General features: G+C 58.3%; 29 protein-coding genes. 8 read left to right on the top strand and 21 right to left on the bottom strand.

Annotated features, from left to right (window positions below; translation table 11 throughout):
* Window positions 1-56: 56 nt before the first annotated feature.
* Window positions 57-1,052 carry a GlxA family transcriptional regulator gene (locus L6D82_RS10045; RefSeq protein ID WP_236188916.1) on the bottom strand — a complete coding sequence of 332 codons (996 nt, stop codon included), beginning with the start codon at window positions 1,050-1,052 and terminating at the stop codon, window positions 57-59.
* Between the two features lie 101 nt (window positions 1,053-1,153).
* Here L6D82_RS10045 and L6D82_RS10050 point away from each other — a divergent pair, with 101 nt between their 5' ends.
* From L6D82_RS10050 to L6D82_RS10080, 7 genes are all read left to right on the top strand, one after another.
* Window positions 1,154-1,708 (top strand): cysteine hydrolase family protein, encoded by a 555-nt coding sequence (locus L6D82_RS10050; RefSeq protein ID WP_236188918.1) that lies wholly within the window; start codon window positions 1,154-1,156, stop codon window positions 1,706-1,708.
* Between the two features lie 153 nt (window positions 1,709-1,861).
* The gene (locus L6D82_RS10055; protein ID WP_085747598.1) at window positions 1,862-2,530 is read left to right on the top strand and encodes a YjfI family protein; all 669 of its coding nucleotides are present in this window, start codon (window positions 1,862-1,864) and stop codon (window positions 2,528-2,530) included.
* A gap of 17 nt (window positions 2,531-2,547) precedes the next feature.
* On the top strand, window positions 2,548-3,246 hold the full coding sequence (locus L6D82_RS10060) for a PspA/IM30 family protein (RefSeq protein ID WP_085747597.1): 699 nt from the start codon (window positions 2,548-2,550) through the stop codon (window positions 3,244-3,246).
* 125 nt (window positions 3,247-3,371) lie between these two features.
* On the top strand, window positions 3,372-4,022 hold the full coding sequence (locus L6D82_RS10065) for a DUF2491 family protein (RefSeq protein ID WP_134020882.1): 651 nt from the start codon (window positions 3,372-3,374) through the stop codon (window positions 4,020-4,022).
* Window positions 4,023-4,035: 13 nt separating this feature from the next.
* A complete protein-coding gene (locus L6D82_RS10070) occupies window positions 4,036-4,461 on the top strand; it encodes a DUF350 domain-containing protein (protein ID WP_007955627.1) in 426 nt (141 codons plus the stop codon).
* A 17-nt stretch (window positions 4,462-4,478) separates the two neighbouring features.
* Window positions 4,479-5,171, top strand: coding sequence for a DUF1190 domain-containing protein (locus L6D82_RS10075; RefSeq protein ID WP_085609134.1), 693 nt, complete (start codon window positions 4,479-4,481; stop codon window positions 5,169-5,171).
* Window positions 5,172-5,173: 2 nt separating this feature from the next.
* Window positions 5,174-6,331, top strand: coding sequence for a glutathionylspermidine synthase family protein (locus tag L6D82_RS10080; protein ID WP_236188919.1), 1,158 nt, complete (start codon window positions 5,174-5,176; stop codon window positions 6,329-6,331).
* Between the two features lie 76 nt (window positions 6,332-6,407).
* Here L6D82_RS10080 and L6D82_RS10085 read toward each other — a convergent pair whose 3' ends face one another.
* On the bottom strand, window positions 6,408-6,926 hold the full coding sequence (locus L6D82_RS10085; RefSeq protein WP_003228709.1) for a single-stranded DNA-binding protein: 519 nt from the start codon (window positions 6,924-6,926) through the stop codon (window positions 6,408-6,410).
* A 9-nt stretch (window positions 6,927-6,935) separates the two neighbouring features.
* Window positions 6,936-8,333 (bottom strand): MFS transporter, encoded by a 1,398-nt coding sequence (locus tag L6D82_RS10090; protein ID WP_007955631.1) that lies wholly within the window; start codon window positions 8,331-8,333, stop codon window positions 6,936-6,938.
* A gap of 191 nt (window positions 8,334-8,524) precedes the next feature.
* Here L6D82_RS10090 and uvrA point away from each other — a divergent pair, with 191 nt between their 5' ends.
* Window positions 8,525-11,359, top strand: a complete 2,835-nt coding sequence (uvrA, locus tag L6D82_RS10095; protein ID WP_085747593.1) for an excinuclease ABC subunit UvrA — start codon at window positions 8,525-8,527, stop codon at window positions 11,357-11,359.
* A gap of 65 nt (window positions 11,360-11,424) precedes the next feature.
* On the opposite strand, the gene bfr is transcribed toward uvrA, so the two are convergent.
* The 18 genes from bfr to rplX all read right to left on the bottom strand — a co-directional run bounded on the left by bfr (window position 11,425) and on the right by rplX (window position 22,033).
* Window positions 11,425-11,892 carry a bacterioferritin gene (bfr, locus tag L6D82_RS10100; protein ID WP_102686410.1) on the bottom strand — a complete coding sequence of 156 codons (468 nt, stop codon included), beginning with the start codon at window positions 11,890-11,892 and terminating at the stop codon, window positions 11,425-11,427.
* Between the two features lie 149 nt (window positions 11,893-12,041).
* On the bottom strand, window positions 12,042-13,496 hold the full coding sequence (locus L6D82_RS10105; protein ID WP_085747592.1) for a catalase: 1,455 nt from the start codon (window positions 13,494-13,496) through the stop codon (window positions 12,042-12,044).
* Between the two features lie 238 nt (window positions 13,497-13,734).
* Window positions 13,735-14,121: a 50S ribosomal protein L17 gene (gene rplQ, locus L6D82_RS10110; RefSeq protein ID WP_007955635.1), complete on the bottom strand. Its 387-nt coding sequence runs from the start codon at window positions 14,119-14,121 to the stop codon at window positions 13,735-13,737.
* A gap of 42 nt (window positions 14,122-14,163) precedes the next feature.
* Window positions 14,164-15,165 carry a DNA-directed RNA polymerase subunit alpha gene (locus L6D82_RS10115; protein WP_003186012.1) on the bottom strand — a complete coding sequence of 334 codons (1,002 nt, stop codon included), beginning with the start codon at window positions 15,163-15,165 and terminating at the stop codon, window positions 14,164-14,166.
* A gap of 22 nt (window positions 15,166-15,187) precedes the next feature.
* Window positions 15,188-15,808: a 30S ribosomal protein S4 gene (rpsD, locus tag L6D82_RS10120; RefSeq protein WP_003176404.1), complete on the bottom strand. Its 621-nt coding sequence runs from the start codon at window positions 15,806-15,808 to the stop codon at window positions 15,188-15,190.
* An 18-nt stretch (window positions 15,809-15,826) separates the two neighbouring features.
* Window positions 15,827-16,216: a 30S ribosomal protein S11 gene (gene rpsK / locus L6D82_RS10125; protein WP_002555466.1), complete on the bottom strand. Its 390-nt coding sequence runs from the start codon at window positions 16,214-16,216 to the stop codon at window positions 15,827-15,829.
* Window positions 16,217-16,246: 30 nt separating this feature from the next.
* The gene (gene rpsM / locus L6D82_RS10130) at window positions 16,247-16,603 is read right to left on the bottom strand and encodes a 30S ribosomal protein S13 (protein WP_009045849.1); all 357 of its coding nucleotides are present in this window, start codon (window positions 16,601-16,603) and stop codon (window positions 16,247-16,249) included.
* Window positions 16,604-16,733: 130 nt separating this feature from the next.
* Window positions 16,734-16,850, bottom strand: a complete 117-nt coding sequence (gene rpmJ, locus L6D82_RS10135) for a 50S ribosomal protein L36 (RefSeq protein WP_002555468.1) — start codon at window positions 16,848-16,850, stop codon at window positions 16,734-16,736.
* A 27-nt stretch (window positions 16,851-16,877) separates the two neighbouring features.
* Window positions 16,878-18,206 (bottom strand): preprotein translocase subunit SecY, encoded by a 1,329-nt coding sequence (secY, locus tag L6D82_RS10140; RefSeq protein WP_003228718.1) that lies wholly within the window; start codon window positions 18,204-18,206, stop codon window positions 16,878-16,880.
* A complete protein-coding gene (gene rplO / locus L6D82_RS10145) occupies window positions 18,207-18,644 on the bottom strand; it encodes a 50S ribosomal protein L15 (protein WP_003228720.1) in 438 nt (145 codons plus the stop codon). It lies immediately after the preceding gene.
* Between the two features lie 3 nt (window positions 18,645-18,647).
* Window positions 18,648-18,824 (bottom strand): 50S ribosomal protein L30, encoded by a 177-nt coding sequence (gene rpmD / locus L6D82_RS10150; RefSeq protein WP_003176408.1) that lies wholly within the window; start codon window positions 18,822-18,824, stop codon window positions 18,648-18,650.
* A 2-nt stretch (window positions 18,825-18,826) separates the two neighbouring features.
* Window positions 18,827-19,327 carry a 30S ribosomal protein S5 gene (gene rpsE / locus L6D82_RS10155; protein ID WP_007955637.1) on the bottom strand — a complete coding sequence of 167 codons (501 nt, stop codon included), beginning with the start codon at window positions 19,325-19,327 and terminating at the stop codon, window positions 18,827-18,829.
* 3 nt (window positions 19,328-19,330) lie between these two features.
* Window positions 19,331-19,681, bottom strand: coding sequence for a 50S ribosomal protein L18 (rplR, locus tag L6D82_RS10160; RefSeq protein ID WP_003186037.1), 351 nt, complete (start codon window positions 19,679-19,681; stop codon window positions 19,331-19,333).
* Between the two features lie 10 nt (window positions 19,682-19,691).
* Window positions 19,692-20,225: a 50S ribosomal protein L6 gene (gene rplF / locus L6D82_RS10165; protein ID WP_011336170.1), complete on the bottom strand. Its 534-nt coding sequence runs from the start codon at window positions 20,223-20,225 to the stop codon at window positions 19,692-19,694.
* A 12-nt stretch (window positions 20,226-20,237) separates the two neighbouring features.
* Window positions 20,238-20,630: a 30S ribosomal protein S8 gene (gene rpsH, locus L6D82_RS10170; RefSeq protein ID WP_011336171.1), complete on the bottom strand. Its 393-nt coding sequence runs from the start codon at window positions 20,628-20,630 to the stop codon at window positions 20,238-20,240.
* Between the two features lie 209 nt (window positions 20,631-20,839).
* Complete coding sequence (gene rpsN / locus L6D82_RS10175) at window positions 20,840-21,145, bottom strand: 30S ribosomal protein S14 (protein WP_007955639.1); 306 nt, start codon at window positions 21,143-21,145, stop codon at window positions 20,840-20,842.
* Window positions 21,146-21,158: 13 nt separating this feature from the next.
* A complete protein-coding gene (gene rplE / locus L6D82_RS10180) occupies window positions 21,159-21,698 on the bottom strand; it encodes a 50S ribosomal protein L5 (protein ID WP_003210069.1) in 540 nt (179 codons plus the stop codon).
* Between the two features lie 20 nt (window positions 21,699-21,718).
* Window positions 21,719-22,033, bottom strand: coding sequence for a 50S ribosomal protein L24 (rplX, locus tag L6D82_RS10185; RefSeq protein WP_003186046.1), 315 nt, complete (start codon window positions 22,031-22,033; stop codon window positions 21,719-21,721).
* Window positions 22,034-22,035 lie beyond the last annotated feature (2 nt).

Consider the following 22,035-nt stretch of genomic DNA (forward strand, 5'->3'; position numbering starts at 1 on the left):
ATTTCAATCTGCACGACTGCGCTGTGGGCTCCGGCATTTTGCACGACGGGTGCGTATTACTTCGCCACGGCTGGCGGCGGACTCACGCCGAATCGCGTGCGGTATTCACTCGGCGCCAGCCCGGTGATTTTCTTGAACGTCGCGCGAAAGGCTCCCGGATCCTGATAGCCCACCGTCCACGCGATGTGGTCAATAGTGCCATTGGTGAACTCGAGCATTTCCCGGGCCTTGCCGACCCGCAGGTGCTGGCAGTATTCGGTGGGTTTCAGGCCGGTCGCCGCGCGGAAACGGCGCAGGAAAGTACGTTCTTCCAGGCCCGCGCGCTCGGCCATCGCCGTCAGTGAGACATCGGTCGCGCCATTGCCTTGCAGCCAGTGCTGAACCTTGAGAATCGCCGCGTCGCCATGATTGAGGATCGGGGCGAAATTGCTGCCGCAGGCACTGGCGCTGTCGCTGTGTTCCACCACCAGGAATCGCGCGGTCGCGCTGGCAATGCTCGGCCCGAGCAGACGATCGACCAGCCGCAATCCCAGCTCCGACCAGGCCATCAATCCGGCCGTGGTGATCAGGTCGCCGTCATCGACAATCGGTGTGTCGGCCTTGAGTTTGATGTGCGGATAACGCTCGGCGAACGCCTTGGCTGACGTCCAGTGCGTGGTGGCGCTGCGACCGTCGAGCAGACCGCTTTCGGCCAGCAGCAGAGAACCCACGCACACCCCGCCGAGGGTGGCGCCGCGGGCGTGTTGCTCGCGCAGCCAGTGAATCAACCCGACGGACACCTGGGCCGCCGAGAAACCACCAATGGACGGCGGAATCACGACCGCCACCAGACCGGTTTCGGCACCGGGGTTGCTGTCGTGGACCCGTACCGGCGGCTGATCGCCCTCAACCTGCCAATGGCTGACCCGCAAGCGCGGCAACTGCGCACTCTGGTACTCGGCAGCGACCCGGTTGGCCACCGCGAACAGGTCAGTCAAACCATGCACCGCCGCCATCTGCGCGCCGGGATAGATCAGCACACCCAGTTCGACGACCGCCGGTTTCGCGTCCATTGTCAGTTTTCCCCTGTGTATTGTCGGTGCGGCCAATCCTCGAAAACGTGGCCAGCGCCAATACTGAGCCCACACCCAACGTTCACTTCGAGGACACACCCATGGCCAAGCAAGCGCTCATCGTAGTCGATATCCAGAACGACTACTTCCCCCAAGGCAAGTGGCCGCTGGCCGGTGCCGACGCCGCAGCGGACAACGCCGCCCGGTTGATCGCGGCGTTCCGCGAGGCCGGTGATTCGGTGGTGCACATCCGCCACGAATTCACCTCGCCCGAGGCACCGTTTTTCACTCCGGGCTCCGAAGGCGCGAAGCTGCATCCGAAAGTGCTCAACCGCGCCGACGAGCCGGTGGTACTCAAGCACTTCGTCAACTCGTTCCGCGAAACCGAACTGCAATCGATCCTCGACGAACAGGGCATCAAGGAGTTGGTAGTAGTCGGCAGCATGAGCCACATGTGCGTCGACGGCATCACCCGCGCAGCGGCAGATCTGGGTTACACCGTCACGGTGATCCACGATGCCTGCGCCAGCCGCGATCTGGAATTCAACGGCCTGACCGTTCCCGCCGCCCACGTGCATGCGGCGTTCATGTCGGCGCTGGGGTTTGCCTACGCCAGCGTGGTGTCCACCGACGAGTTCCTCGTCGCCAGCCGCTGAGCCCTGCTCTGATACAACCAGAAAAACCTGCGCCCGCCTCGTTGCGGGCGTTTTTTCGCGTGTCATGAAAATCTCACGCGTGAGCCATTGATGGCATTTTGATTTGGTTGTAGTGTTGCTCACGCGTGAGATGTTCATAACGGAGTCATCGCCATGAAAAGCCGCTCCCCCGCTACAGCGTCAGAGAGCCCAAAGGGAGTGCGCTCGACACCGTCCGCGAAAAAACCGTCGAGCTTCTACATGAAGCAGATGCGCGCGGGCCTGGCTGCCGCCGGTTATGTGAAACACGAAACTTGGGTGCTTCCGGAAAACCGAAGCTTGCTCAAGCAAATGGAGCAACAGCTACGCCAACCGATTCTGGCTGGCTCTTTCATGTCGGAGAATTACATGAGCGCAGGCAACAACTGGAACATCGATAGCCTCTACAACGCTTTCAAGGCGCTGGACGAGGTGGCTTCGCAAGAAATCACGCTGTCTCTGATCCAGAGCTCCGAACCCAGCCTCAAGCTGGAAATGAACGAATTCGGCGGTCTGCCGATTCACATCGCCATCGCCGGCCAGCAGATCATCGTCGACACCGTGCTGGTGGACATTGATTCGATCACCGACGTACGCGCGTTCAACGACGCCGTGCTGCGCAGCCGGGAAATGTTCCCGCTGTCGTCGATCGGCATCGAAACCATGCCCAATGGCCAGACCGTCTACAACATGTTCGGTGCACTGAGTGCCGATTCGAGCCTGACCAACGTAGTCACCGAGGTGAAAACCCTGGTCGACAACGTGCAGCGCGCCAGCGAAGCCTTCGAACACTTCTTCAAGTAATCAACAGGGAAAATCCAATGACTCAGTCCATCTGGAACAAGTTGTTCACCGCGCTGCGCGGCGGCGCCAATGAAGTCGGCGAAGCGATCGTTGACCAACAGGCCCTGCGCATCCTCGATCAGGAAATCCGTGACGCCGACAGCGCCCTGTCCAACGCCCGTCGCGAACTGGTCACCATCATGGCCAAGCACAAGCTGTCCGCCGACCGCGTGAGCGAGTACGACGCCAAGATCAAGGACCTGGAAGCCAAGGCTGTTTCCGCCCTGAACGCCGGCCGCGAAGATCTGGCGATGGAAGTGGCCGAAGCAATTTCGACCCTGACCAACGACCTGACCACCGAGAAGGCCCAGAGCGACGAGTTCGGCACCTACGCCGACAACATGCGCAAGGACATCAACAAGGCCGAAGCGCGGATCAAGAGCCTGCGCCAGCAAGTGGACATGGCCAAGGCCCGCGAAAGCGTGCAGAAGGCTCAGGTCAGCGCTTCGATCGCCAGCGGCGGCGCCAACGGCAAACTGGAAACCGCCGTCGGCACCCTGAACCGTCTGCAGGAAAAGCAAAAGCAACGTGCCGCCGAGCTGAATGCTCAGGACGAACTGGCCGATGCCACGACCGGCAACGACCTGGACCGCAAGCTGCGCGAAGCCGGCATCACGCCGAACGAAGGCAGCGCCAACGCCATCCTCGAGCGTCTGAAGCAGAAGTCCGCCCAGTAACGGCGGCCAGAAAAAGAAGGGCACCGCGTGCCCTTCTTTTTTTTGCCTGCTCGTTCACCGCGCGGCCCGGTACACTAGCGGCGTTTTGCCAACGAATACCTCCACCCGCTTCAAGGAATGTACCCATGGGATGGTTCAAAGATTTGCTCGGCACCAGCAACCGGCAGTCGGCGGCGTCGACCTCCGAGTCTGCCGGTGGCCCGCTCGGACTGGCGCAGGGCAAGGCGATCCGCTTCGACACGACCCTCGGCCTGTTGCTCGACGGCAGCACCTCGGTACGTGTTCCCGACGCCCAGGCCATCTGGAGCGCCGGCTGGATCGACCTCGGTCAGTCGAACAAACTGCATCGCTACTATCTGAACGATGAAGAGTTCTGGGTACAAGTCCATGTCACCGGCGACGACCAGATCGAGTCGGTGACGCTGTTCAACTACCTCAGCTATGTGACGGTCAACAGTGACGCCGAATTGCAGCGCCTGGCCGGCCCGAACAGCCTGATCGGCCTGCCGACCTACTGCCACGAAGGTGTCGAATACACTCGTGAATGGGGCACCGAACGCGGCCAGACCGAACTGGTGCCGCTCACCGAACAGGTGATCAACCCGGACGAGTCCTACACCATCAACCATCACTCGATGCTTTACGCCCGGGAGACCGGCCTGACCGATCGCCGCGAGCTCTTGCTGTTCTCCGTCGAACAGGACGAAGAAGGCACCGTCAGCCTGAGCACCTCGCTGGGCATCTCGCTGTACACCACCGATTTGAGCACTATCTAAAAGGAAGTTTTCCATGCTGGAAGCGTTGTCCATTTCCCTGAACAAAGCCGCGCTGGTCGGTTTCGTTGCCTACCTGATCGGCGCCGTGCTGCTGTTCATGCTGTTTCAGTTCGTCTACACCCGCGTCACGCCGCACAAGGAATTCGAGCTGATCCGTTCCGGCAACGTCGCCGCCGCCATTGCCCTGTCCGGCGCGATCATCGGCTTCGCGATTCCGGCGAGCAACGTGATCGCCCATTCGATCAACGTCCTCGACTTCGTGCTTTGGGCGGTGATCGCGGCTGTGGTGCAATTGCTGGCCTTCCTGGCGACCGGGCTGGTGCTCAAAGGCACGTCCCAACGTATCGCCAACGGTGAAATCGCCGCGGGCATTTACGTGGCGGCGGTGGCAATCAGCGTCGGCATGCTCAACGCCGCGTGCATGACCCCGTCCTACTGATCGGCAGGAAGCCTGAGATGAAACGAAGCAAGTACGTTCAACTGTCGCTGGCCGCTTCGGTGGCCCTGGCGATTTCCGGTGAAGTGGCCGCCCAGGAACAGCAACGCAACTTCCAGAGTGTCGAACAATGCGTCGACGCCGAACTGGCGCCGGATGTCTGCTCGAATGCCTACGTCGCCGCCCTGGCCGAACACCGGCGGATCTCCCCGGCCTACGACGACAAGGCTGCCTGCGACGCGGACTTTGCTGCTGACTGGTGTCAGAAAAATTCCGCCGGCCGTTTCGTGCCGAAACTCGGTGGCTTCAAGGTGCCGCAGGACGGTGAGCCGGCGCAGAACCTCGATGCGATCGCCAATGCACAGATGCCGGCGGGTGATGCGGCTGCCGTGCAGAGCAATCAGACAAGTACCTCGCACTCATCCAGCGGTGCAGGCAACGGCTGGCTCACCGGATGGCTGATCGGCAATGCCATGAGCAACAACCGCGCGAGCGACTCGCGGCCGGTTTATCGTGAGCGCAATACCCGCCAGACCTACGACACCTCGACGCTGAACCGTCGAATCGAGTCGGCACCGAGCCGCAGCCAGCGGGACTACGACAGCGATTACCGCAAACCGGTCAACGTCGCCTCGTCCACTTCCCGTGGCGGTTTCGGCAGCCAGTCCAGCGCACGCAGCGGTTGGGGCGGCTGGGGCCGTTCGAGCAGCTGACCATGAAGAAGATCCACTGCGCCGAGCGCCACGACTGGAAACAGACCGCCGAAAGCCTCGGTTTTCTGTTTCATACCATCGACGACGAGCCGTACTGGGACGAGCGCGCCTACTACCAGTTCACGCTCGCGCAGATCGAAAACGATCTGGAGGATCCGACCACCGAGTTGCACGAGATGTGCATGGATCTGGTCGACCGCGTCGTGCACAGCGAAGAACTGCTGGATCGTCTGAGCATTCCGGCACCGTACTACGACATGATCCGAACGTCCTGGCTGGAAGGTCATCCGCATCTGTACGGGCGCATGGACTTCTCCTACAGCGGCAACGGCCCTGCGAAGCTGCTCGAACTCAACTACGACACGCCCACCAGCCTTTATGAAGCGGCGGCGTTCCAGTGGGGCTGGCTGGAGCAATGCATCGAGCGCGGAATGCTGCCGCGCCATGCCGACCAGTTCAACAGCATCGACACCCGGCTGCACGAAGCCTTTGCTCAACTGAAACTGAAGCGGCCGTTTTACTTCGCCTCGATGAAAGACTCGGTCGAAGACAAGGGCACCACGGATTATCTGCGGCTGATCGCAGAGAAGGTCGGCATCGAATCGCGGCACATCGATATTGAAGACATCGGCCTGAGCGCTGACGGCCGCTTCGTGGATCTCGAAGATCGCTGGATCCCGCACCTGTTCAAACTGCACGCCTGGGAATTCATCTTCCACGAGCCGTTCGGCGCGGCGATTGCCGAGTGCGACACGCAGTTTTTCGAACCGGCGTGGAAGTCGATCCTCTCCAACAAGGGCGCCCTGCCCCTGCTATGGGAGTTTCACAAGGGCCACCCGAATCTGCTCGCCGCGCACCTCGACCCGAACCCGGGCAGCGCGGTGCCAAAGGGTTGGGTACGCAAACCGTACTTCTCTCGGGAAGGCGCCAACATCGAGCTGCAGACCGCCGAAGGTCTGATCGTCAAAGAGGATGGGCCCTACACCGACGCGCCCTTCATCCTTCAGGAACTTGCCCCGTTGCCGAAGTTCGACGACAGCTACACGTTGATCGGTTCATGGGTAATCGGTGATCAGGCGGCGGGGATTGGTGTGCGGGAAGACAACAGTCTTATCACCAAGGATTCGAGCCGGTTTCTGCCACATCTGATTCTTGATTGAAAAACCAGCGTGCATGAAAAAGGCCCGTCGCATTCAGCGACGGGCCTTTTTTGTTTAGCGCGGATACAGCAGCGAATCAGAACGGAATGTCGTCATCGAAGCTGTCGAAATCCGGAGCCGGTTGCGGTGCGGCCTGCTGTGGAGCCGGGGCCGAACGCTGCTGAGGTGCCGACTGCTGCGGACGCGGAGCCTGTTGGCGTGGCGCCTGCTGCTGATAGTTGTTGCCACCGCCTTGTTGGTCGCCCTGTTGTGGACGGCCGCCGAGCAGTTGCATGGTGCCTTGCATGTCGACCACGATTTCGGTGGTGTAACGCTTGATACCGTCTTTTTCCCACTCACGGGTCTGCAGCTTGCCTTCGATGTAAACCTGCGAACCCTTGCGCAGGTATTCGCCGGCGATTTCGGCAACCTTGCCGAACATCGATACGCGGTGCCACTCGGTCTTCTCGACCTTCTGACCGGTCTGCTTGTCGGTCCACTGCTCGCTGGTCGCCAGACTCAGGTTGGTCACGGCGTTACCGTTGGGCAGGTAGCGTACTTCGGGATCCTGGCCGCAAGTACCGACCAGAATGACTTTGTTAACCCCACGGGCCATAACGTTCTCCTAGGCTTCGCACGCAGTCTGCGCCGGGTTGTTCACCAGGCGTTCGAGAGTGGTGCGATCCATTAATTCGGTGTCCAGTTTGATGTAGATCGCCGCTTCATCAGCGACTATCACTGCATCAGTTACCCCTACGAGGGCCTTGAGACGCTCGACCAGACCCGCTTCGCGGATCGCTTCGGGCGACAACGGCAGGCGCAGGCTCGTCACGTAGGGAGGTTCGCGCATGGTAACAGCAAAGGCCAGCCAAAGTGCAGCCAGCCCGGCACATCCGAGGAACACAACCGACAGACCGCCATGCTGGAACATCCAGCCGCCGAGAATCCCGCCGAGTGCCGAACCGAGGAACTGACTGGTGGAGTACACGCCCATGGCCGTGCCTTTGCCACCTGCCGGTGAAACCTTGCTGATCAGTGACGGCAGCGATGCTTCCAGCAGATTGAACGCGGTGAAGAACACCACCGTCCCGATCACCAGAGCCCGCAGGCTGTCACCGAACTGCCAGAAGAATAGCTCAGTGAGCATCAGCGTCATCACGGCGCCGAGCAAAACTCGTTTCATTTTGCGTTTCTTCTCGCCGTAGATAATGAACGGGATCATGGCGAAGAAAGAAATCAGCAGCGCGGTGAGGTAGACCCACCAGTGCTGTTCCTTGGGCAGACCGGCCTTTTCAACCAACGCCAAAGGCAGTGCGACGAAGCTCGACATCAACATCGCATGTAACACAAAAATGCCCAGGTCCAGCCGCAGCAGGTCCGGGTGCTTGAGTGTCGGCATCAACGCCTGCCGTGCAACGCCGGACTCGCGATGGCTCAACGGCCCGGTGGATTTCGGCACCATGAACATAACGATCACGATCCCGACCAGTGCCATGCCACCGGTGGCGAGGAACAGGCCGGACAAGCCGAATGCACGGGTCAGCAGCGGGCCGACCACCATCGCCACGGCGAACGACAGGCCGATGGTCATGCCGATCATGGCCATTGCCTTGGTGCGGTGCTGTTCGCGGGTCAGGTCGGAGAGCAAGGCCATGACCGCCGCAGAAATAGCGCCGGCGCCCTGCAGGATCCGCCCGGCAATCACGCCCCAGATCGAATCGGCCTGAGCCGCCAGCACGCTGCCGAGGGCGAAGACGATCAGCCCCAGGTAAATCACCGGACGGCGACCGATGCGGTCGGAAATGATCCCGAACGGAATCTGGAAAATCGCCTGGGTCAGGCCGTAAGCGCCGATCGCCAGCCCGATCAGGGCCGGGGTCGCTCCCGCCAGATCCATGCCGTAGGTCGCCAGTACCGGCAACACCATGAACATGCCAAGCATACGGAAGGCGAACACCAGGGCCAGACCGCTCGCCGCGCGGGTCTCGCTGCCACTCATGCGTTCGCTGTGGGGATCGTGCATGGAAAAACCTCGTGTGAACCGGCGGCGATTCTACCAGTCCCATCGAGAGACGGGGTATATCGCGACGCTTTGACGCGTACAGATGAAACTCTCTTCATGTAAGGCAAAAAACCCATCACTTGATAGTGTGCATCCATCCAGTATTTGGCCGTATACTCCTGTGTTTTCGACGCCCGCCGAGCGAGGCCATTTTGGACAAGATCCTGATTCGTGGGGCCCGCACCCACAACCTGAAGAACATCGACCTGACCCTGCCACGGGACAAACTGATCGTCATCACCGGCCTGTCCGGATCCGGCAAGTCGTCCCTGGCCTTCGACACGCTGTACGCCGAAGGTCAGCGCCGCTATGTCGAATCCCTGTCGGCCTATGCCCGACAGTTCCTGTCGATGATGGAAAAACCCGACGTCGACACCATCGAAGGCCTGTCGCCGGCGATCTCCATCGAACAGAAGTCGACCTCGCACAACCCGCGCTCCACGGTCGGCACCATCACCGAAATCTACGACTACCTGCGCCTGCTCTATGCGCGCGTCGGTACACCGCGCTGCCCGGATCACGACATTCCGCTGGAAGCGCAGACCGTCAGCCAGATGGTCGATCTGGTGCTGGCTCAGCCGGAAGGCAGCAAGCTGATGCTGCTGGCGCCGGTGATTCGCGAGCGCAAGGGCGAGCATCTGTCGGTGTTCGAAGAACTGCGCGCCCAGGGCTTCGTCCGGGCCCGGGTCAACGGCCGGCTCTGCGAGCTGGACGAACTGCCGAAACTGGATAAACAGAAGAAGCACACGATTGAAGTCGTGGTCGACCGCTTCAAGGTTCGCGCGGATCTGCAGCAGCGTCTGGCGGAATCCTTCGAGACCGCACTGAAGCTGGCCGACGGCATCGCGCTGGTGGCGCCGATGGACGACGAGCCAGGCGAAGAGATGATTTTCTCCGCGCGCTTCGCCTGCCCGATCTGCGGCCACGCGATCAGCGAGCTGGAACCCAAGCTGTTTTCCTTCAACAACCCGGCCGGCGCCTGCCCGACCTGCGACGGTCTGGGCGTGAAGCAGTTCTTCGACATCAAGCGACTGGTCAACGGTGAACTCACGCTGGCCGAGGGCGCGATTCGTGGCTGGGATCGGCGCAACGTCTATTACTTCCAGATGCTCGGCTCGCTGGCCGCGCATTACGGCTTCAGCCTGGAGCAGCCGTTCAACGAGCTGCCGGCCGACCAGCAGAAGTACATCCTGCACGGCAGCGGCTCGCAGAACGTCGATTTCAAATACCTCAACGACCGGGGCGACATCGTCAAGCGCTCGCACCCGTTCGAAGGCATCGTGCCGAATCTCGAACGCCGCTACCGCGAAACCGAATCGGCAAGCGTTCGCGAAGAACTGGCGAAGTTCCTCAGCACCCAGTCCTGCCCGGATTGCCGTGGCACCCGCCTGCGTCGCGAAGCGCGGCACGTGTGGGTCGGCGAGAAAACCCTGCCGGCGGTGACCAACCTGCCGATCGGCGACGCTTGCGATTACTTCGGCGCGCTGAAGATGACCGGGCGCCGTGGCGAGATCGCCGACAAGATTCTCAAGGAAATCCGCGAGCGCCTGCAATTCCTGGTCAATGTCGGTCTCGACTATCTGTCGCTGGATCGCAGTGCCGACACGCTATCTGGCGGCGAGGCACAGCGGATTCGTCTGGCCAGCCAGATCGGCGCGGGCCTGGTGGGTGTTCTGTACATCCTCGACGAGCCGTCCATTGGCCTGCACCAGCGCGACAATGACCGCCTGCTCGGCACCCTCAAGCACCTGCGCGACATCGGCAATACGGTGATCGTGGTCGAGCATGACGAAGACGCGATTCGTCTCGCTGACTACGTAGTGGATATCGGCCCGGGCGCCGGGGTTCATGGCGGGCAGATCGTCGCCGAAGGCACGCCGGACGAAGTCATGGCACACCCGGACTCGCTGACCGGTAAATACCTGTCGGGCCGGGTGAAGATTGAAGTGCCGGCCAAGCGCACGCCGCGCAACAAGAAACAGGTGCTGGCGCTCAAGGGCGCGCGTGGCAACAACCTGCGCAACGTTGACCTGGAAATCCCGATCGGCCTGCTGACCTGCGTGACCGGCGTTTCCGGCTCCGGCAAATCGACGCTGATCAACAACACGCTGTTCCCGCTGAGCGCAACGGCACTCAATGGCGCGACCACCCTGGAAGCCGCAGCCCACGACAGCATCAAAGGCCTGGAACATCTGGACAAGGTTGTCGACATCGACCAGAGCCCAATCGGCCGTACACCACGCTCCAACCCGGCAACCTATACCGGGCTGTTCACGCCGATCCGCGAACTGTTCGCCGGCGTGCCCGAGTCCCGCTCCCGTGGTTACGGCCCGGGGCGTTTCTCGTTCAACGTGAAGGGTGGTCGTTGCGAAGCCTGCCAGGGCGACGGTCTGATCAAGGTGGAAATGCACTTCCTGCCGGACATCTACGTTCCGTGCGACGTGTGCAAGAGCAAGCGCTACAACCGCGAAACACTGGAGATCAAATACAAGGGCAAGAGCATCCACGAAACCCTCGAGATGACCATCGAGGAAGCGCGGGAGTTCTTCGATGCGGTGCCGGCGCTGGCGCGCAAGCTGCAAACGCTGATGGATGTAGGCCTGTCCTACATCAAGCTCGGGCAATCGGCGACGACGCTGTCCGGTGGTGAAGCACAGCGGGTCAAGTTGTCCCGCGAGCTGTCCAAACGCGATACCGGCAAGACCCTGTATATCCTCGATGAGCCGACTACCGGTCTGCACTTCGCGGACATTCAGCAACTGCTCGACGTACTGCATCGCCTGCGCGACCACGGCAATACCGTGGTAGTGATCGAACATAACCTCGACGTGATCAAGACCGCCGACTGGCTGGTGGATCTCGGCCCCGAGGGTGGTTCGAAAGGTGGACAGATCATCGCCACCGGTACGCCGGAGGAAGTGGCCGAGATGAAACAGTCTCACACCGGCCATTACCTCAAGCCGCTGTTGCTCCGCGATCGGGCCTGATCGCCGGGCATGAAAAAGCCCCTGTCACTTCGTCAGTGACAGGGGCTTTTTTGTATCGGCTGCAATCAGGACGCGTGGGACTGCAGGTAGTTCTGGATACCGATCAGTTTGATCAGGCCCAACTGCTTTTCAAGCCAATAGGTGTGATCTTCTTCGGTGTCATTGAGCTGAACCCGCAGGATCTCGCGACTGACATAGTCGCCGTGCTGTTCGCACAGTTCGATGCCCTTGCACAGCGCGGCGCGCACTTTGTACTCAAGACGCAAATCCGCTTCGAGCATGGTCTCGACCGTGGTACCAACATCCAGGTCATCCGGACGCATGCGCGGGGTGCCTTCGAGCATCAGAATGCGGCGCATCAGCGCATCGGCGTGACCGGCTTCTTCTTCCATCTCGTGGTTGATTCGTTCGTAGAGCTTGGTGAATCCCCAGTCCTCATACATCCGCGAGTGAACGAAATATTGGTCACGCGCGGCCAGTTCGCCGGTCAGCAACGTGTTGAGGTAATCGATAACGTCTGGGTGGCCTTGCATCGCCCTACATCTCCCTGCTTGAAAGTCTGTAGTTTGAACCAACCTGACTGGAAGGTCACTCACTTCGCGCAATAAAAGCGAAGATATTCTGAGAAAAGCAGCCTAAATAACGCAAAAACCGCCCTAATGAGGGCGGTTCTGCTTCTCGTTTAGACTTCGTTAAGCTGTACGTTGAGCAGTTTTGCGATTGCTTCTCCGTACGCCGGATCGGCTTTGTGGAAATGCTGCAACTGACGGTCGACGACATCACTCGATACACCCGCCATCGCGCCGGCGATGTTGCTGACCAGCAATGCTTTCTGCTCGTCGCTCATCAAACGGAACAGCGCACCGGCGTGGCTGTAGTAGTCGCTGTCTTCACGATGATCGTAGCGATCAGCCGCGCCGCTCAGGGCCAGTGCAGGCTCGGCATAGTGCGGCGCTTGCTTCGGCGACTCTACATAGCTGTTCGGCTCGTAGTTAGGCGCTGCGCCACCATTGCTGCCAAAAGCCATCGAACCATCACGCTGGTAAGTATTCACCGGGCTGCGTGGGGCATTCACCGGCAGTTGCTGGTGGTTGGTGCCTACACGGTAGCGGTGAGCGTCGGCGTATGCGAACACACGACCTTGCAGCATGCGATCCGGCGACAGACCTACGCCAGGCACCATGTTGCTGGGACCGAACGCAGCTTGCTCGACTTCAGCAAAGTAGTTGAGCGGATTACGGTTCAGTTCCAGCTCACCCACTTCAATCAGTGGAAACTCCTTCTGCGACCAAGTCTTGGTCACGTCGAACGGGTTCTCGTAGTGCGCAGCGGCCTGGGCCTCGGTCATGATCTGGATGCACACGCTCCATTTCGGGAAGTCACCACGTTCGATGGCCTCGAACAGATCGCGCTGGGCGTAGTCGGGATCTGTGCCTGCCAAACGTGCCGCGTCTGCCGGCGCCAGGTTCTTGATTCCTTGCTTGGTCTTGTAATGCCACTTCACCCAGTGGCGCTCGCCTTGAGCGCTGATCAGGCTGTAGGTGTGGCTGCCGAAGCCGTGCATGTGGCGATAGCCGTCCGGAATGCCGCGATCAGAGAACAGGATCGTGACCTGGTGCAGCGCTTCAGGCGAATGCGACCAGAAGTCCCACATCATCTGCGCGCTTTTCAGGTTGCTTTGCGGCAGGCGTTTCTGGGTGTGGATAAAGTCAGGGAATTTCAGCGGATCACGAATGAAGAACACCGGCGTGTTGTTGCCGACGATGTCCCAGTTGCCTTCTTCGGTATAGAACTTGAGGGCGAAGCCACGTGGATCGCGCTCGGTGTCGGCCGAGCCACGCTCGCCACCGACCGTTGAAAAACGCAGGAAGGTCGGCGTCTGTTTGCCGACAGCGGAGAACAGCTTGGCGCTGGTGTACTGCGTAATGTCGCGAGTGACCGTGAAAGTACCGTATGCGCCCGAACCCTTGGCGTGTACACGACGCTCAGGAATGTTTTCCCGGTTGAAGTGAGCAAGCTTCTCGATCAGATGGAAATCATCGAGCAGCAACGGGCCACGAGGGCCAGCGGAGCGAGAATTCTGGTTATCAGCGACAGGTGCGCCACTGGCGGTCGTAAGCGTCTTGTTCTGGCTCATGCGATCTTCATCCTCTATCGGTCTTGAACTGCCGGCTAATCGGCTTGTTAGGGAGTATCGATCATCAATATGACAGCCACAAATTCATTAACTCATGACTATCAATAGAGAAAAACTAACGATAAATCCTGGCACATAGTGCAGAACCAAACAGGGTAGAAGCTTGTACGAATAGCGCATTTCTTACAGGCACAAAAAACCGGGCACTAGGCCCGGTTCCTTGTTTCAGACTGATGTCTTACTCAGCGGATACAGCTTCACCGCCGACAGCACGATCAACCAGTTCGACGTACGCCATAGGCGCGTTGTCGCCAGCGCGGAAACCGCACTTGAGGATGCGCAGGTAGCCACCCTCACGGGTAGCGTAACGCTTGCCCAGGTCGTTGAAGAGCTTACCAACGATAGCTTTCGAACGAGTACGGTCGAAAGCCAGACGACGGTTAGCAACGCTGTCTGTCTTGGCCAGAGTGATCAGCGGCTCGGCAACGCGGCGCAGTTCTTTGGCTTTTGGCAGAGTAGTTTTGATCAGCTCGTGCTCGAACAGCGACACCGCCATGTTCTGGAACATGGCCTTGCGGTGCGAGCTGGTGCGGCTCAGGTGACGCCCACTTTTACGATGACGCATGGTTCATTCCTTACCAAACACTACGTTCGGTGATTACGACGATCAGGCAGTCGCCTTGTCGTCCTTCTTAAGACTTGCAGGCGGCCAGTTGTCGAGGCGCATGCCGAGGGACAGACCGCGGGAGGCCAGAACGTCCTTGATTTCAGTCAAGGATTTCTTGCCCAGGTTCGGAGTCTTCAACAGCTCTACTTCGGTACGCTGAATCAGGTCACCGATGTAGTAGATGTTTTCCGCCTTAAGGCAGTTAGCCGAACGTACAGTCAGTTCCAGATCGTCAACCGGGCGAAGCAGGATCGGATCGATCTCGTCTTCCTGCTCGACAACCACTGGCTCACTGTCACCTTTGAGGTCGACGAACGCAGCCAACTGCTGTTGCAGAATGGTTGCAGCGCGGCGGATAGCCTCTTCAGGATCCAGAGTACCGTTGGTTTCCAGATCAATAACCAGCTTGTCCAGGTTGGTGCGCTGCTCGACACGGGCGTTTTCCACCACGTATGCGATACGGCGAACCGGGCTGAACGAAGAGTCAAGCTGCAAGCGACCGATGCTGCGGCTTTCGTCTTCATCGCTCTGACGCGAGTCTGCTGGTTCATAACCACGACCACGAGCTACGGTGAGCTTCATGTTCAGGGCGCCGTTAGACGCCAGGTTAGCGATTACGTGATCGGGATTAACGATCTCGACATCATGATCCAGCTGAATATCGGCAGCGGTAACCACCCCCGAACCCTTCTTCGACAAGGTCAGCGTAACTTCGTCACGACCGTGCAGCTTGATGGCCAGACCTTTAAGGTTCAACAGGATTTCAATTACGTCTTCCTGTACACCTTCGATGGCGCTGTACTCGTGGAGCACACCGTCAATCTCGGCCTCGACTACTGCGCAGCCGGGCATTGAGGACAACAGGATGCGGCGCAGCGCGTTGCCCAGGGTGTGGCCAAAACCACGCTCGAGAGGCTCGAGAGTGATCTTGGCGCGGGTTGGACTGACAACCTGCACATCAATGTGGCGGGGTGTCAGGAACTCATTTACCGAAATCTGCATGGATGCACCTATTTTCTAGCCCTTACTTGGAGTAGAGCTCGACAATCAGGCTTTCGTTGATGTCGGCGGACAGATCACTGCGAGCAGGAACGTTCTTGAAAACGCCCGACTTCTTCTCAGTGTCTACTTCTACCCATTCTACGCGGCCACGTTGGGCACACAGATCGAGAGCTTGGACAATGCGAAGTTGGTTTTTTGCTTTCTCGCGAACAGCAACCACGTCACCAGCACGAACCTGGTAGGACGGAACGTTTACGGTCTGACCGTTAACGCTGATCGACTTGTGCGATACCAGCTGACGGGATTCGGCACGAGTCGAACCAAAGCCCATACGGTATACAACGTTGTCCAGACGGCATTCGAGCAGTTGCAGCAGGTTTTCACCAGTTGCACCTTTCTTGCCAGCAGCTTCTTTGTAGTAGCCGCTGAACTGACGCTCGAGAACGCCGTAGATACGACGGACCTTCTGCTTTTCACGCAGTTGGGTGCCGTAGTCGGACTGGCGACCGCGGCGTTGGCCGTGGATACCAGGTGCTGCTTCAATGTTGCACTTCGATTCGATCGCGCGCACGCCGCTCTTCAGGAAGAGATCGGTGCCTTCGCGACGAGCGAGTTTGCATTTTGGACCAATGTAACGAGCCATTCTTTACAATCTCCTGGATTACACGCGGCGCTTCTTCGGCGGACGGCACCCGTTGTGCGGGATTGGCGTCACGTCGGTGATGCTGGCGATCTTGTAGCCACAGCCGTTCAAAGCGCGGACTGCGGATTCACGACCTGGACCTGGACCCTTGACGTTCACGTCGAGGTTTTTCAGGCCGTATTCCAGCGCAGCTTGACCAGCACGCTCAGCAGCTACTTGAGCAGCGAACGGGGTGGACTTGCGGGAACCGCGGAAACCCGAACCACCGGAGGTAGCCCAGGAAAGAGCGTTACCTTGACGGTCGGTGATGGTCACGATGGTGTTGTTAAAAGAAGCATGGATGTGGGCGATGCCATCAACCACTGTCTTTTTAACTTTTTTACGAGGACGAGCAGCAGGTTTTGCCATGATTAAATTCCTGTCGATTCGCTGGGGCGATTACTTGCGGATCGGCTTACGCGGACCTTTACGGGTACGCGCGTTGGTCTTGGTACGCTGACCGCGTACTGGCAGACCACGACGATGACGCAGACCGCGATAGCAACCGAGGTCCATCAAGCGCTTGATTTTCATGTTGATTTCGCGACGCAGGTCACCTTCAGTGGTGAACTTCGCCACTTCGCCACGCAGCTGTTCAATCTGCTCGTCGCTCAGATCCTTGATCTTTGCGGCTGGGTTTACCCCAGTCTCTGCACAGATCTTCTGTGCAGTAGTGCGACCAACACCATAGATGTAGGTCAGCGAGATAACAGTATGCTTGTTATCTGGAATGTTAACGCCTGCAATACGGGCCATTCAGTGGGACTCCAATTGACAGCTACCTACGCCCCGGAAGCCAAGAAATAGGGCGCGAGATAATATCGCTGTAATAACAAATAATCAACCCGGTAGCGCACTAGCTACCGGGCTTGAAGCACAATCACACTCAGCCTTGGCGCTGTTTGTGACGCGGTTCCGCGCTGCAAATTACTCGAACAACACCTTCGCGGCGAATAATCTTGCAGTTACGGCACAGCTTTTTCACCGATGCACGAACTTTCATCACCAACTCCTCGAACCTTATGGGTACTCAGCGCAACATGCCGCTGCCGTAACCCTTCAGGTTGGCTTTCTTCATCAGGGATTCGTACTGGTGCGAAACGAGGTGCGATTGTACTTGGGACATGAAGTCCATCACAACCACGACCACGATCAGCAACGAGGTCCCGCCAAGGTAGAACGGAACGTTTGCTGCAACCACCAGGAACTGGGGCAACAAGCACACGGCCGTCATGTAAAGAGCACCGAACATGGTCAAGCGAGTCAAAACGCCATCAATATAGCGTGCGGACTGCTCACCTGGACGGATGCCCGGAATAAAGGCACCGGACTTCTTCAGGTTTTCCGCTACGTCTTTCGGATTGAACATCAACGCCGTATAGAAGAAGCAGAAGAAAATAATCCCTGCACTAAACAGCAGAATATTCAACGGCTGACCAGGAGCGATCGACTGCGAGATGTCCTGCAACCAGCCCATACCTTCAGACTGACCAAACCAGGCACCCAACGAAGCCGGGAACAGCAAAATGCTGCTCGCGAAAATAGCCGGAATAACACCGGCCATGTTCACCTTCAGCGGCAAGTGGCTTGTCTGCGCAGCAAAAACCTTGCGGCCCTGCTGACGCTTGGCGTAGTGAACAGCGATACGACGCTGACCACGCTCAATGAACACCACGAAACCGATAATCGCTACTGCCAGCAAACCGATGGCAACCAAAGCGAAGATGTTGATATCGCCCTGACGCGCAGACTCGAAAGACTGCCCGATTGCTCTCGGAAGACCGGCGACGATACCCGAAAAAATCAACATCGAGATACCGTTGCCTACACCACGCTCAGTAATCTGCTCACCCAGCCACATCATGAACATCGCGCCAGCCACAAACGTGGAGACCGCGACGAAATGGAAGCCAAAGTCACCAGTGAACGCAACGCCCTGCCCCGCCAGACCAATGGACATGCCAATGGCCTGAACGAGAGCGAGGACGACGGTGCCGTAGCGGGTGTACTGGCTGATCTTGCGACGGCCAGCTTCACCTTCCTTCTTCAACTGCTCCAGCTGCGGGCTGACGGCGGTCATCAACTGCATGATGATCGATGCCGAAATGTACGGCATGATCCCCAGTGCAAAGATGCTCATCCGCTCCAGCGCGCCGCCGGAAAACATGTTGAACAAGCTAAGAATGGTCCCCTCATTCTGTCGAAACAGGTCTGCGAGTCGGTCCGGGTTGATACCTGGAACCGGGATGTGTGCGCCTATTCGGTAGACGATAATCGCCAGGAACAGAAAACGCAGACGAGCCCAGAGTTCAGACATACCGCCTTTGCCGAGCGCAGAGAGAGCACCTTGCTTAGCCATTTATTCCTCGAACTTGCCGCCAGCTGCTTCGATAGCCGCACGCGCACCTTTGGTGGCGCCGATTCCCTTGCCGATAGTGACAGCGCGAGTCACTTCACCGGACAGCATGATTTTCACACGCTGTACGTTGACGTTGATCACGTTGGCATCTTTCAGGGACTGCACGGTGACGATGTCGCCTTCCACTTTAGCCAGCTCGGACAGACGCACTTCTGCGCGGTCCATGGCTTTCAGGGAAACGAAACCGAACTTCGGCAGGCGACGATGCAGCGGCTGTTGACCGCCTTCAAAGCCTGGAGCAATGGTGCCACCGGAGCGGGAAGTCTGACCTTTGTGACCACGGCCACCAGTCTTACCCAAACCACTACCGATACCACGGCCCGGACGATGCTTTTCGCGACGGGAACCCGGCGCTGGACTCAGATCATTGAGTTTCATCGATTAACCCTCGACACGCAGCATGTAGTAAGCCTTGTTGATCATCCCGCGATTCTCGGGAGTATCCTGGACTTCTACAGTGTGACCGATGCGACGCAGACCCAGACCCTTAACGCACAGTTTGTGGTTAGGGATGCGGCCGGTCATGCTTTTGATCAGCGTAACTTTAACGGTAGCCATGATTACTTGATCTCCTCAACACGCAGGCCACGTTTGGCTGCAATGGATTCAGGAGACTGCATAGCCTTCAGACCCTTGAAAGTGGCGTGAACCACGTTTACAGGGTTAGTCGAGCCGTAGCACTTGGCCAGAACGTTCTGAACGCCAGCAACTTCGAGGACAGCACGCATAGCGCCGCCAGCGATGATACCGGTACCTTCAGAAGCAGGCTGCATGTACACCTTCGAAGCGCCATGGGCGGACTTCATTGCGTACTGCAGAGTGGTGCCGTTCAGATCAACCTGGATCATGTTGCGGCGAGCAGCTTCCATTGCCTTCTGGATCGCAGCAGGCACTTCACGCGACTTGCCACGGCCGAAGCCAACACGCCCTTTACCATCACCAACCACGGTCAACGCGGTGAAAGTGAAGATACGGCCGCCTTTAACGGTTTTGGCTACGCGGTTAACTTGAACCAGCTTCTCGATGTAGCCTTCGTCGCGCTTTTGGTCGTTATTTGACATAACTTAGAACTCCAGCCCAGCTTCACGAGCAGCATCAGCCAGCGCTTTAACGCGGCCGTGGTACTTGAAGCCAGAGCGGTCGAAAGCCACCTGCGAGACGCCAGCGGCCTTAGCACGCGTAGCGACCAGCTGGCCAACCTTAGTGGCCGCGTCGATGTTGCCAGTGGCGCCATCACGCAGTTCTTTATCCAAAGTCGAGGCGCTTGCCAGGACTTTGTTGCCGTCGGCCGAAATGACCTGGGCGTAGATGTGCTGCGAAGAGCGGAACACGCAGAGACGCACGACTTCGAGTTCGTGCATTTTCAGGCGTGCTTTGCGAGCGCGACGCAGTCGAGTAACTTTTTTGTCGGTCATTTGCTATGCCCTACTTCTTCTTGGCTTCTTTACGACGGACGACTTCGTCCGCGTAGCGCACACCTTTGCCTTTGTACGGCTCTGGTGGACGGAAGTCGCGGATCTCGGCGGCCACTTGACCTACCAGCTGCTTGTCGATGCCCTTGATCAGGATATCGGTCTGGCTAGGAGTCTCAGCGGTGATGCCTTCCGGCAGTTCGTAATCCACTGGGTGCGAGAAGCCAAGAGCCAGGTTCAGCACCTGACCTTTTGCTTGCGCTTTGTAACCAACACCGACCAGCTGGAGCTTACGCTCGAAGCCTTGGCTTACGCCCTGGACCATGTTGTTTACCAACGCACGAGTGGTACCGGCCATTGCGCGAGTCTGTTGATCGCCATTGCGAGCAGCAAAACGCAGCTCACCGGCTTCTTCAACGACTTCAACGGACGAATGGACGTTCAGTTCAAGAGTACCCTTGGCACCCTTCACCGAAAGCTGTTGGCCTGCGAATTTTACTTCGACACCGGCTGGCAGCTTAACGGGGTTCTTAGCGACGCGAGACATGCTTATCCCCCCTTAGAACACAGTGCAAAGAACTTCGCCGCCGACACCGGCAGCGCGCGCAGCACGATCAGTCATCACACCTTTGTTGGTGGAGACGATAGACACACCGAGACCGCCACGTACTTTTGGCAGTTCTTCGACGGACTTGTACTGACGCAGGCCTGGACGGCTAACGCGCTTCACTTCCTCGATGACCGGACGGCCTTCGAAGTATTTCAGCTCGATGGACAGCAGTGGTTTGGTTTCGCTGCTGATCTGATAACCCGCGATGTAACCTTCGTCCTTCAGGACTTTTGCTACAGCCACCTTCAACGTGGAAGACGGCATGCTTACGACGGACTTTTCAGCCATCTGGGCATTACGGATTCGAGTTAGCATGTCCGCTAACGGGTCCTGCATACTCATGGGCTAGACGCTCCTAATACAGAAAAATTAGCCTTGCGGCTACTACTTGTCGCCGAGAAATTCCGGGCATAAAAAACACGGGCTCAGGCGAGCCGGTCATTCTAGACATACCCCAGAAATGAATCAAGCCCCAAAAGGGGCTTGATTCAAGTTCAAAGCCACCGATGGTCAGGTTCTTGCGACCCCGACCATCAAGGCTTTGACAGCAATTACCAGCTGGCTTTAACCAGACCTGGTACGTCACCACGCATTGCCGCTTCACGCAATTTGTTACGGCCGAGGCCGAACTTGCGGTAAACGCCGTGCGGACGACCGGTCAGACGGCAACGGTTACGCATGCGCGAAGCGCTTGCGTCACGTGGTTGCTTCTGCAGAGCTACGGTAGCTTCCCAACGCGCTTCTGGACTTGCGTTCAGATCAACGATGATAGCTTTCAGCGCTGCACGCTTGACGGCGTACTTGGCAACGGTGAGCTGACGCTTCAGCTCACGGTTTTTCATGCTCTTCTTGGCCATTTTCCTACTCCAATCAGTTGCGGAACGGGAATTTGAAAGCACGCAGCAGAGCGCGGCCTTCATCATCGTTCTTGGCAGTGGTGGTCAGGGTAATGTCCAGACCGCGGAGAGCATCGATCTTGTCGTAGTCGATTTCCGGGAAAATGATCTGCTCTTTCACGCCCATGCTGTAGTTGCCACGACCATCGAAGGACTTGGCATTCAGGCCGCGGAAGTCGCGAACCCGAGGCAGGGAGATCGACAGCAGACGATCCAGGAACTCGTACATACGCTCACGGCGCAGGGTCACTTTGACGCCGATCGGCCAACCTTCACGGACTTTAAAGCCAGCGATGGATTTGCGAGCGTAGGTCACAACGACTTTCTGGCCGGTGATCTTTTCCAGGTCAGCAACAGCGTGCTCGATGACTTTTTTGTCGCCGATCGCTTCGCCCAGACCCATGTTCAGGGTGATTTTGGTAACGCGCGGAACTTCCATCACGTTCGAAAGCTTAAGTTCTTCCTTAAGTTTCGGAGCGATTTCCTTCCGGTAAATCTCTTTTAGTCGTGCCATGGTCTTCTACCTAGCAGTGTTCAAGCATCAACCGCTTTTTGGGTCGACTTGAAGACACGAATTTTCTTACCGTCTTCTACTTTGAAACCAACGCGGTCAGCCTTGTTGGTTTCGCCGTTGAAGATGGCGACGTTGGAAGCGTGCAGTGGCGCTTCTTTCTCGACGATACCGCCCTGTACGCCCGACATCGGGTTAGGCTTGGTATGACGCTTGACCAGGTTCAGACCACCAACAACCAGACGGTTGTCAGCAAGAACCTTCAGCACCTTACCGCGCTTACCTTTGTCTTTGCCGGCGATCACGATGATCTCGTCGTCACGACGAATCTTTTGCATGT

The sequence above is a fragment of the Pseudomonas paraglycinae genome, assembly GCF_021601625.1.
In the GTDB taxonomy this organism is placed as follows: domain Bacteria; phylum Pseudomonadota; class Gammaproteobacteria; order Pseudomonadales; family Pseudomonadaceae; genus Aquipseudomonas; species Aquipseudomonas paraglycinae.

What these genes read in the sequence shown, in the direction of transcription:
- rpsK (WP_002555466.1), bottom strand. Translation starts at nt 16,216, where the DNA reads ATGGCAAAACCTGCTGCTCGTCCTCGTAAAAAAGTTAAAAAGACAGTG.
- L6D82_RS10105 (WP_085747592.1), bottom strand. Translation starts at nt 13,496, where the DNA reads ATGAGCCAGAACAAGACGCTTACGACCGCCAGTGGCGCACCTGTCGCT.
- rpsH (WP_011336171.1), bottom strand. Translation starts at nt 20,630, where the DNA reads ATGAGTATGCAGGACCCGTTAGCGGACATGCTAACTCGAATCCGTAAT.
- L6D82_RS10115 (WP_003186012.1), bottom strand. Translation starts at nt 15,165, where the DNA reads ATGCAGATTTCGGTAAATGAGTTCCTGACACCCCGCCACATTGATGTG.
- L6D82_RS10060 (WP_085747597.1), top strand. Translation starts at nt 2,548, where the DNA reads ATGACTCAGTCCATCTGGAACAAGTTGTTCACCGCGCTGCGCGGCGGC.
- rplX (WP_003186046.1), bottom strand. Translation starts at nt 22,033, where the DNA reads ATGCAAAAGATTCGTCGTGACGACGAGATCATCGTGATCGCCGGCAAA.
- rpmD (WP_003176408.1), bottom strand. Translation starts at nt 18,824, where the DNA reads ATGGCTACCGTTAAAGTTACGCTGATCAAAAGCATGACCGGCCGCATC.
- rplO (WP_003228720.1), bottom strand. Translation starts at nt 18,644, where the DNA reads ATGAAACTCAATGATCTGAGTCCAGCGCCGGGTTCCCGTCGCGAAAAG.
- L6D82_RS10085 (WP_003228709.1), bottom strand. Translation starts at nt 6,926, where the DNA reads ATGGCCCGTGGGGTTAACAAAGTCATTCTGGTCGGTACTTGCGGCCAG.
- rpmJ (WP_002555468.1), bottom strand. Translation starts at nt 16,850, where the DNA reads ATGAAAGTTCGTGCATCGGTGAAAAAGCTGTGCCGTAACTGCAAGATT.
- rplF (WP_011336170.1), bottom strand. Translation starts at nt 20,225, where the DNA reads ATGTCTCGCGTCGCTAAGAACCCCGTTAAGCTGCCAGCCGGTGTCGAA.
- L6D82_RS10045 (WP_236188916.1), bottom strand. Translation starts at nt 1,052, where the DNA reads ATGGACGCGAAACCGGCGGTCGTCGAACTGGGTGTGCTGATCTATCCC.
- rpsE (WP_007955637.1), bottom strand. Translation starts at nt 19,327, where the DNA reads ATGTCAAATAACGACCAAAAGCGCGACGAAGGCTACATCGAGAAGCTG.
- L6D82_RS10070 (WP_007955627.1), top strand. Translation starts at nt 4,036, where the DNA reads ATGCTGGAAGCGTTGTCCATTTCCCTGAACAAAGCCGCGCTGGTCGGT.
- rplR (WP_003186037.1), bottom strand. Translation starts at nt 19,681, where the DNA reads ATGACCGACAAAAAAGTTACTCGACTGCGTCGCGCTCGCAAAGCACGC.
- L6D82_RS10055 (WP_085747598.1), top strand. Translation starts at nt 1,862, where the DNA reads ATGAAAAGCCGCTCCCCCGCTACAGCGTCAGAGAGCCCAAAGGGAGTG.
- rplQ (WP_007955635.1), bottom strand. Translation starts at nt 14,121, where the DNA reads ATGCGTCATCGTAAAAGTGGGCGTCACCTGAGCCGCACCAGCTCGCAC.
- rplE (WP_003210069.1), bottom strand. Translation starts at nt 21,698, where the DNA reads ATGGCACGACTAAAAGAGATTTACCGGAAGGAAATCGCTCCGAAACTT.
- L6D82_RS10080 (WP_236188919.1), top strand. Translation starts at nt 5,174, where the DNA reads ATGAAGAAGATCCACTGCGCCGAGCGCCACGACTGGAAACAGACCGCC.
- rpsN (WP_007955639.1), bottom strand. Translation starts at nt 21,145, where the DNA reads ATGGCCAAGAAGAGCATGAAAAACCGTGAGCTGAAGCGTCAGCTCACC.
- L6D82_RS10090 (WP_007955631.1), bottom strand. Translation starts at nt 8,333, where the DNA reads ATGCACGATCCCCACAGCGAACGCATGAGTGGCAGCGAGACCCGCGCG.
- rpsM (WP_009045849.1), bottom strand. Translation starts at nt 16,603, where the DNA reads ATGGCCCGTATTGCAGGCGTTAACATTCCAGATAACAAGCATACTGTT.
- L6D82_RS10075 (WP_085609134.1), top strand. Translation starts at nt 4,479, where the DNA reads ATGAAACGAAGCAAGTACGTTCAACTGTCGCTGGCCGCTTCGGTGGCC.
- L6D82_RS10065 (WP_134020882.1), top strand. Translation starts at nt 3,372, where the DNA reads ATGGGATGGTTCAAAGATTTGCTCGGCACCAGCAACCGGCAGTCGGCG.
- rpsD (WP_003176404.1), bottom strand. Translation starts at nt 15,808, where the DNA reads ATGGCTCGTTACATTGGTCCAAAATGCAAACTCGCTCGTCGCGAAGGC.
- bfr (WP_102686410.1), bottom strand. Translation starts at nt 11,892, where the DNA reads ATGCAAGGCCACCCAGACGTTATCGATTACCTCAACACGTTGCTGACC.
- L6D82_RS10050 (WP_236188918.1), top strand. Translation starts at nt 1,154, where the DNA reads ATGGCCAAGCAAGCGCTCATCGTAGTCGATATCCAGAACGACTACTTC.
- secY (WP_003228718.1), bottom strand. Translation starts at nt 18,206, where the DNA reads ATGGCTAAGCAAGGTGCTCTCTCTGCGCTCGGCAAAGGCGGTATGTCT.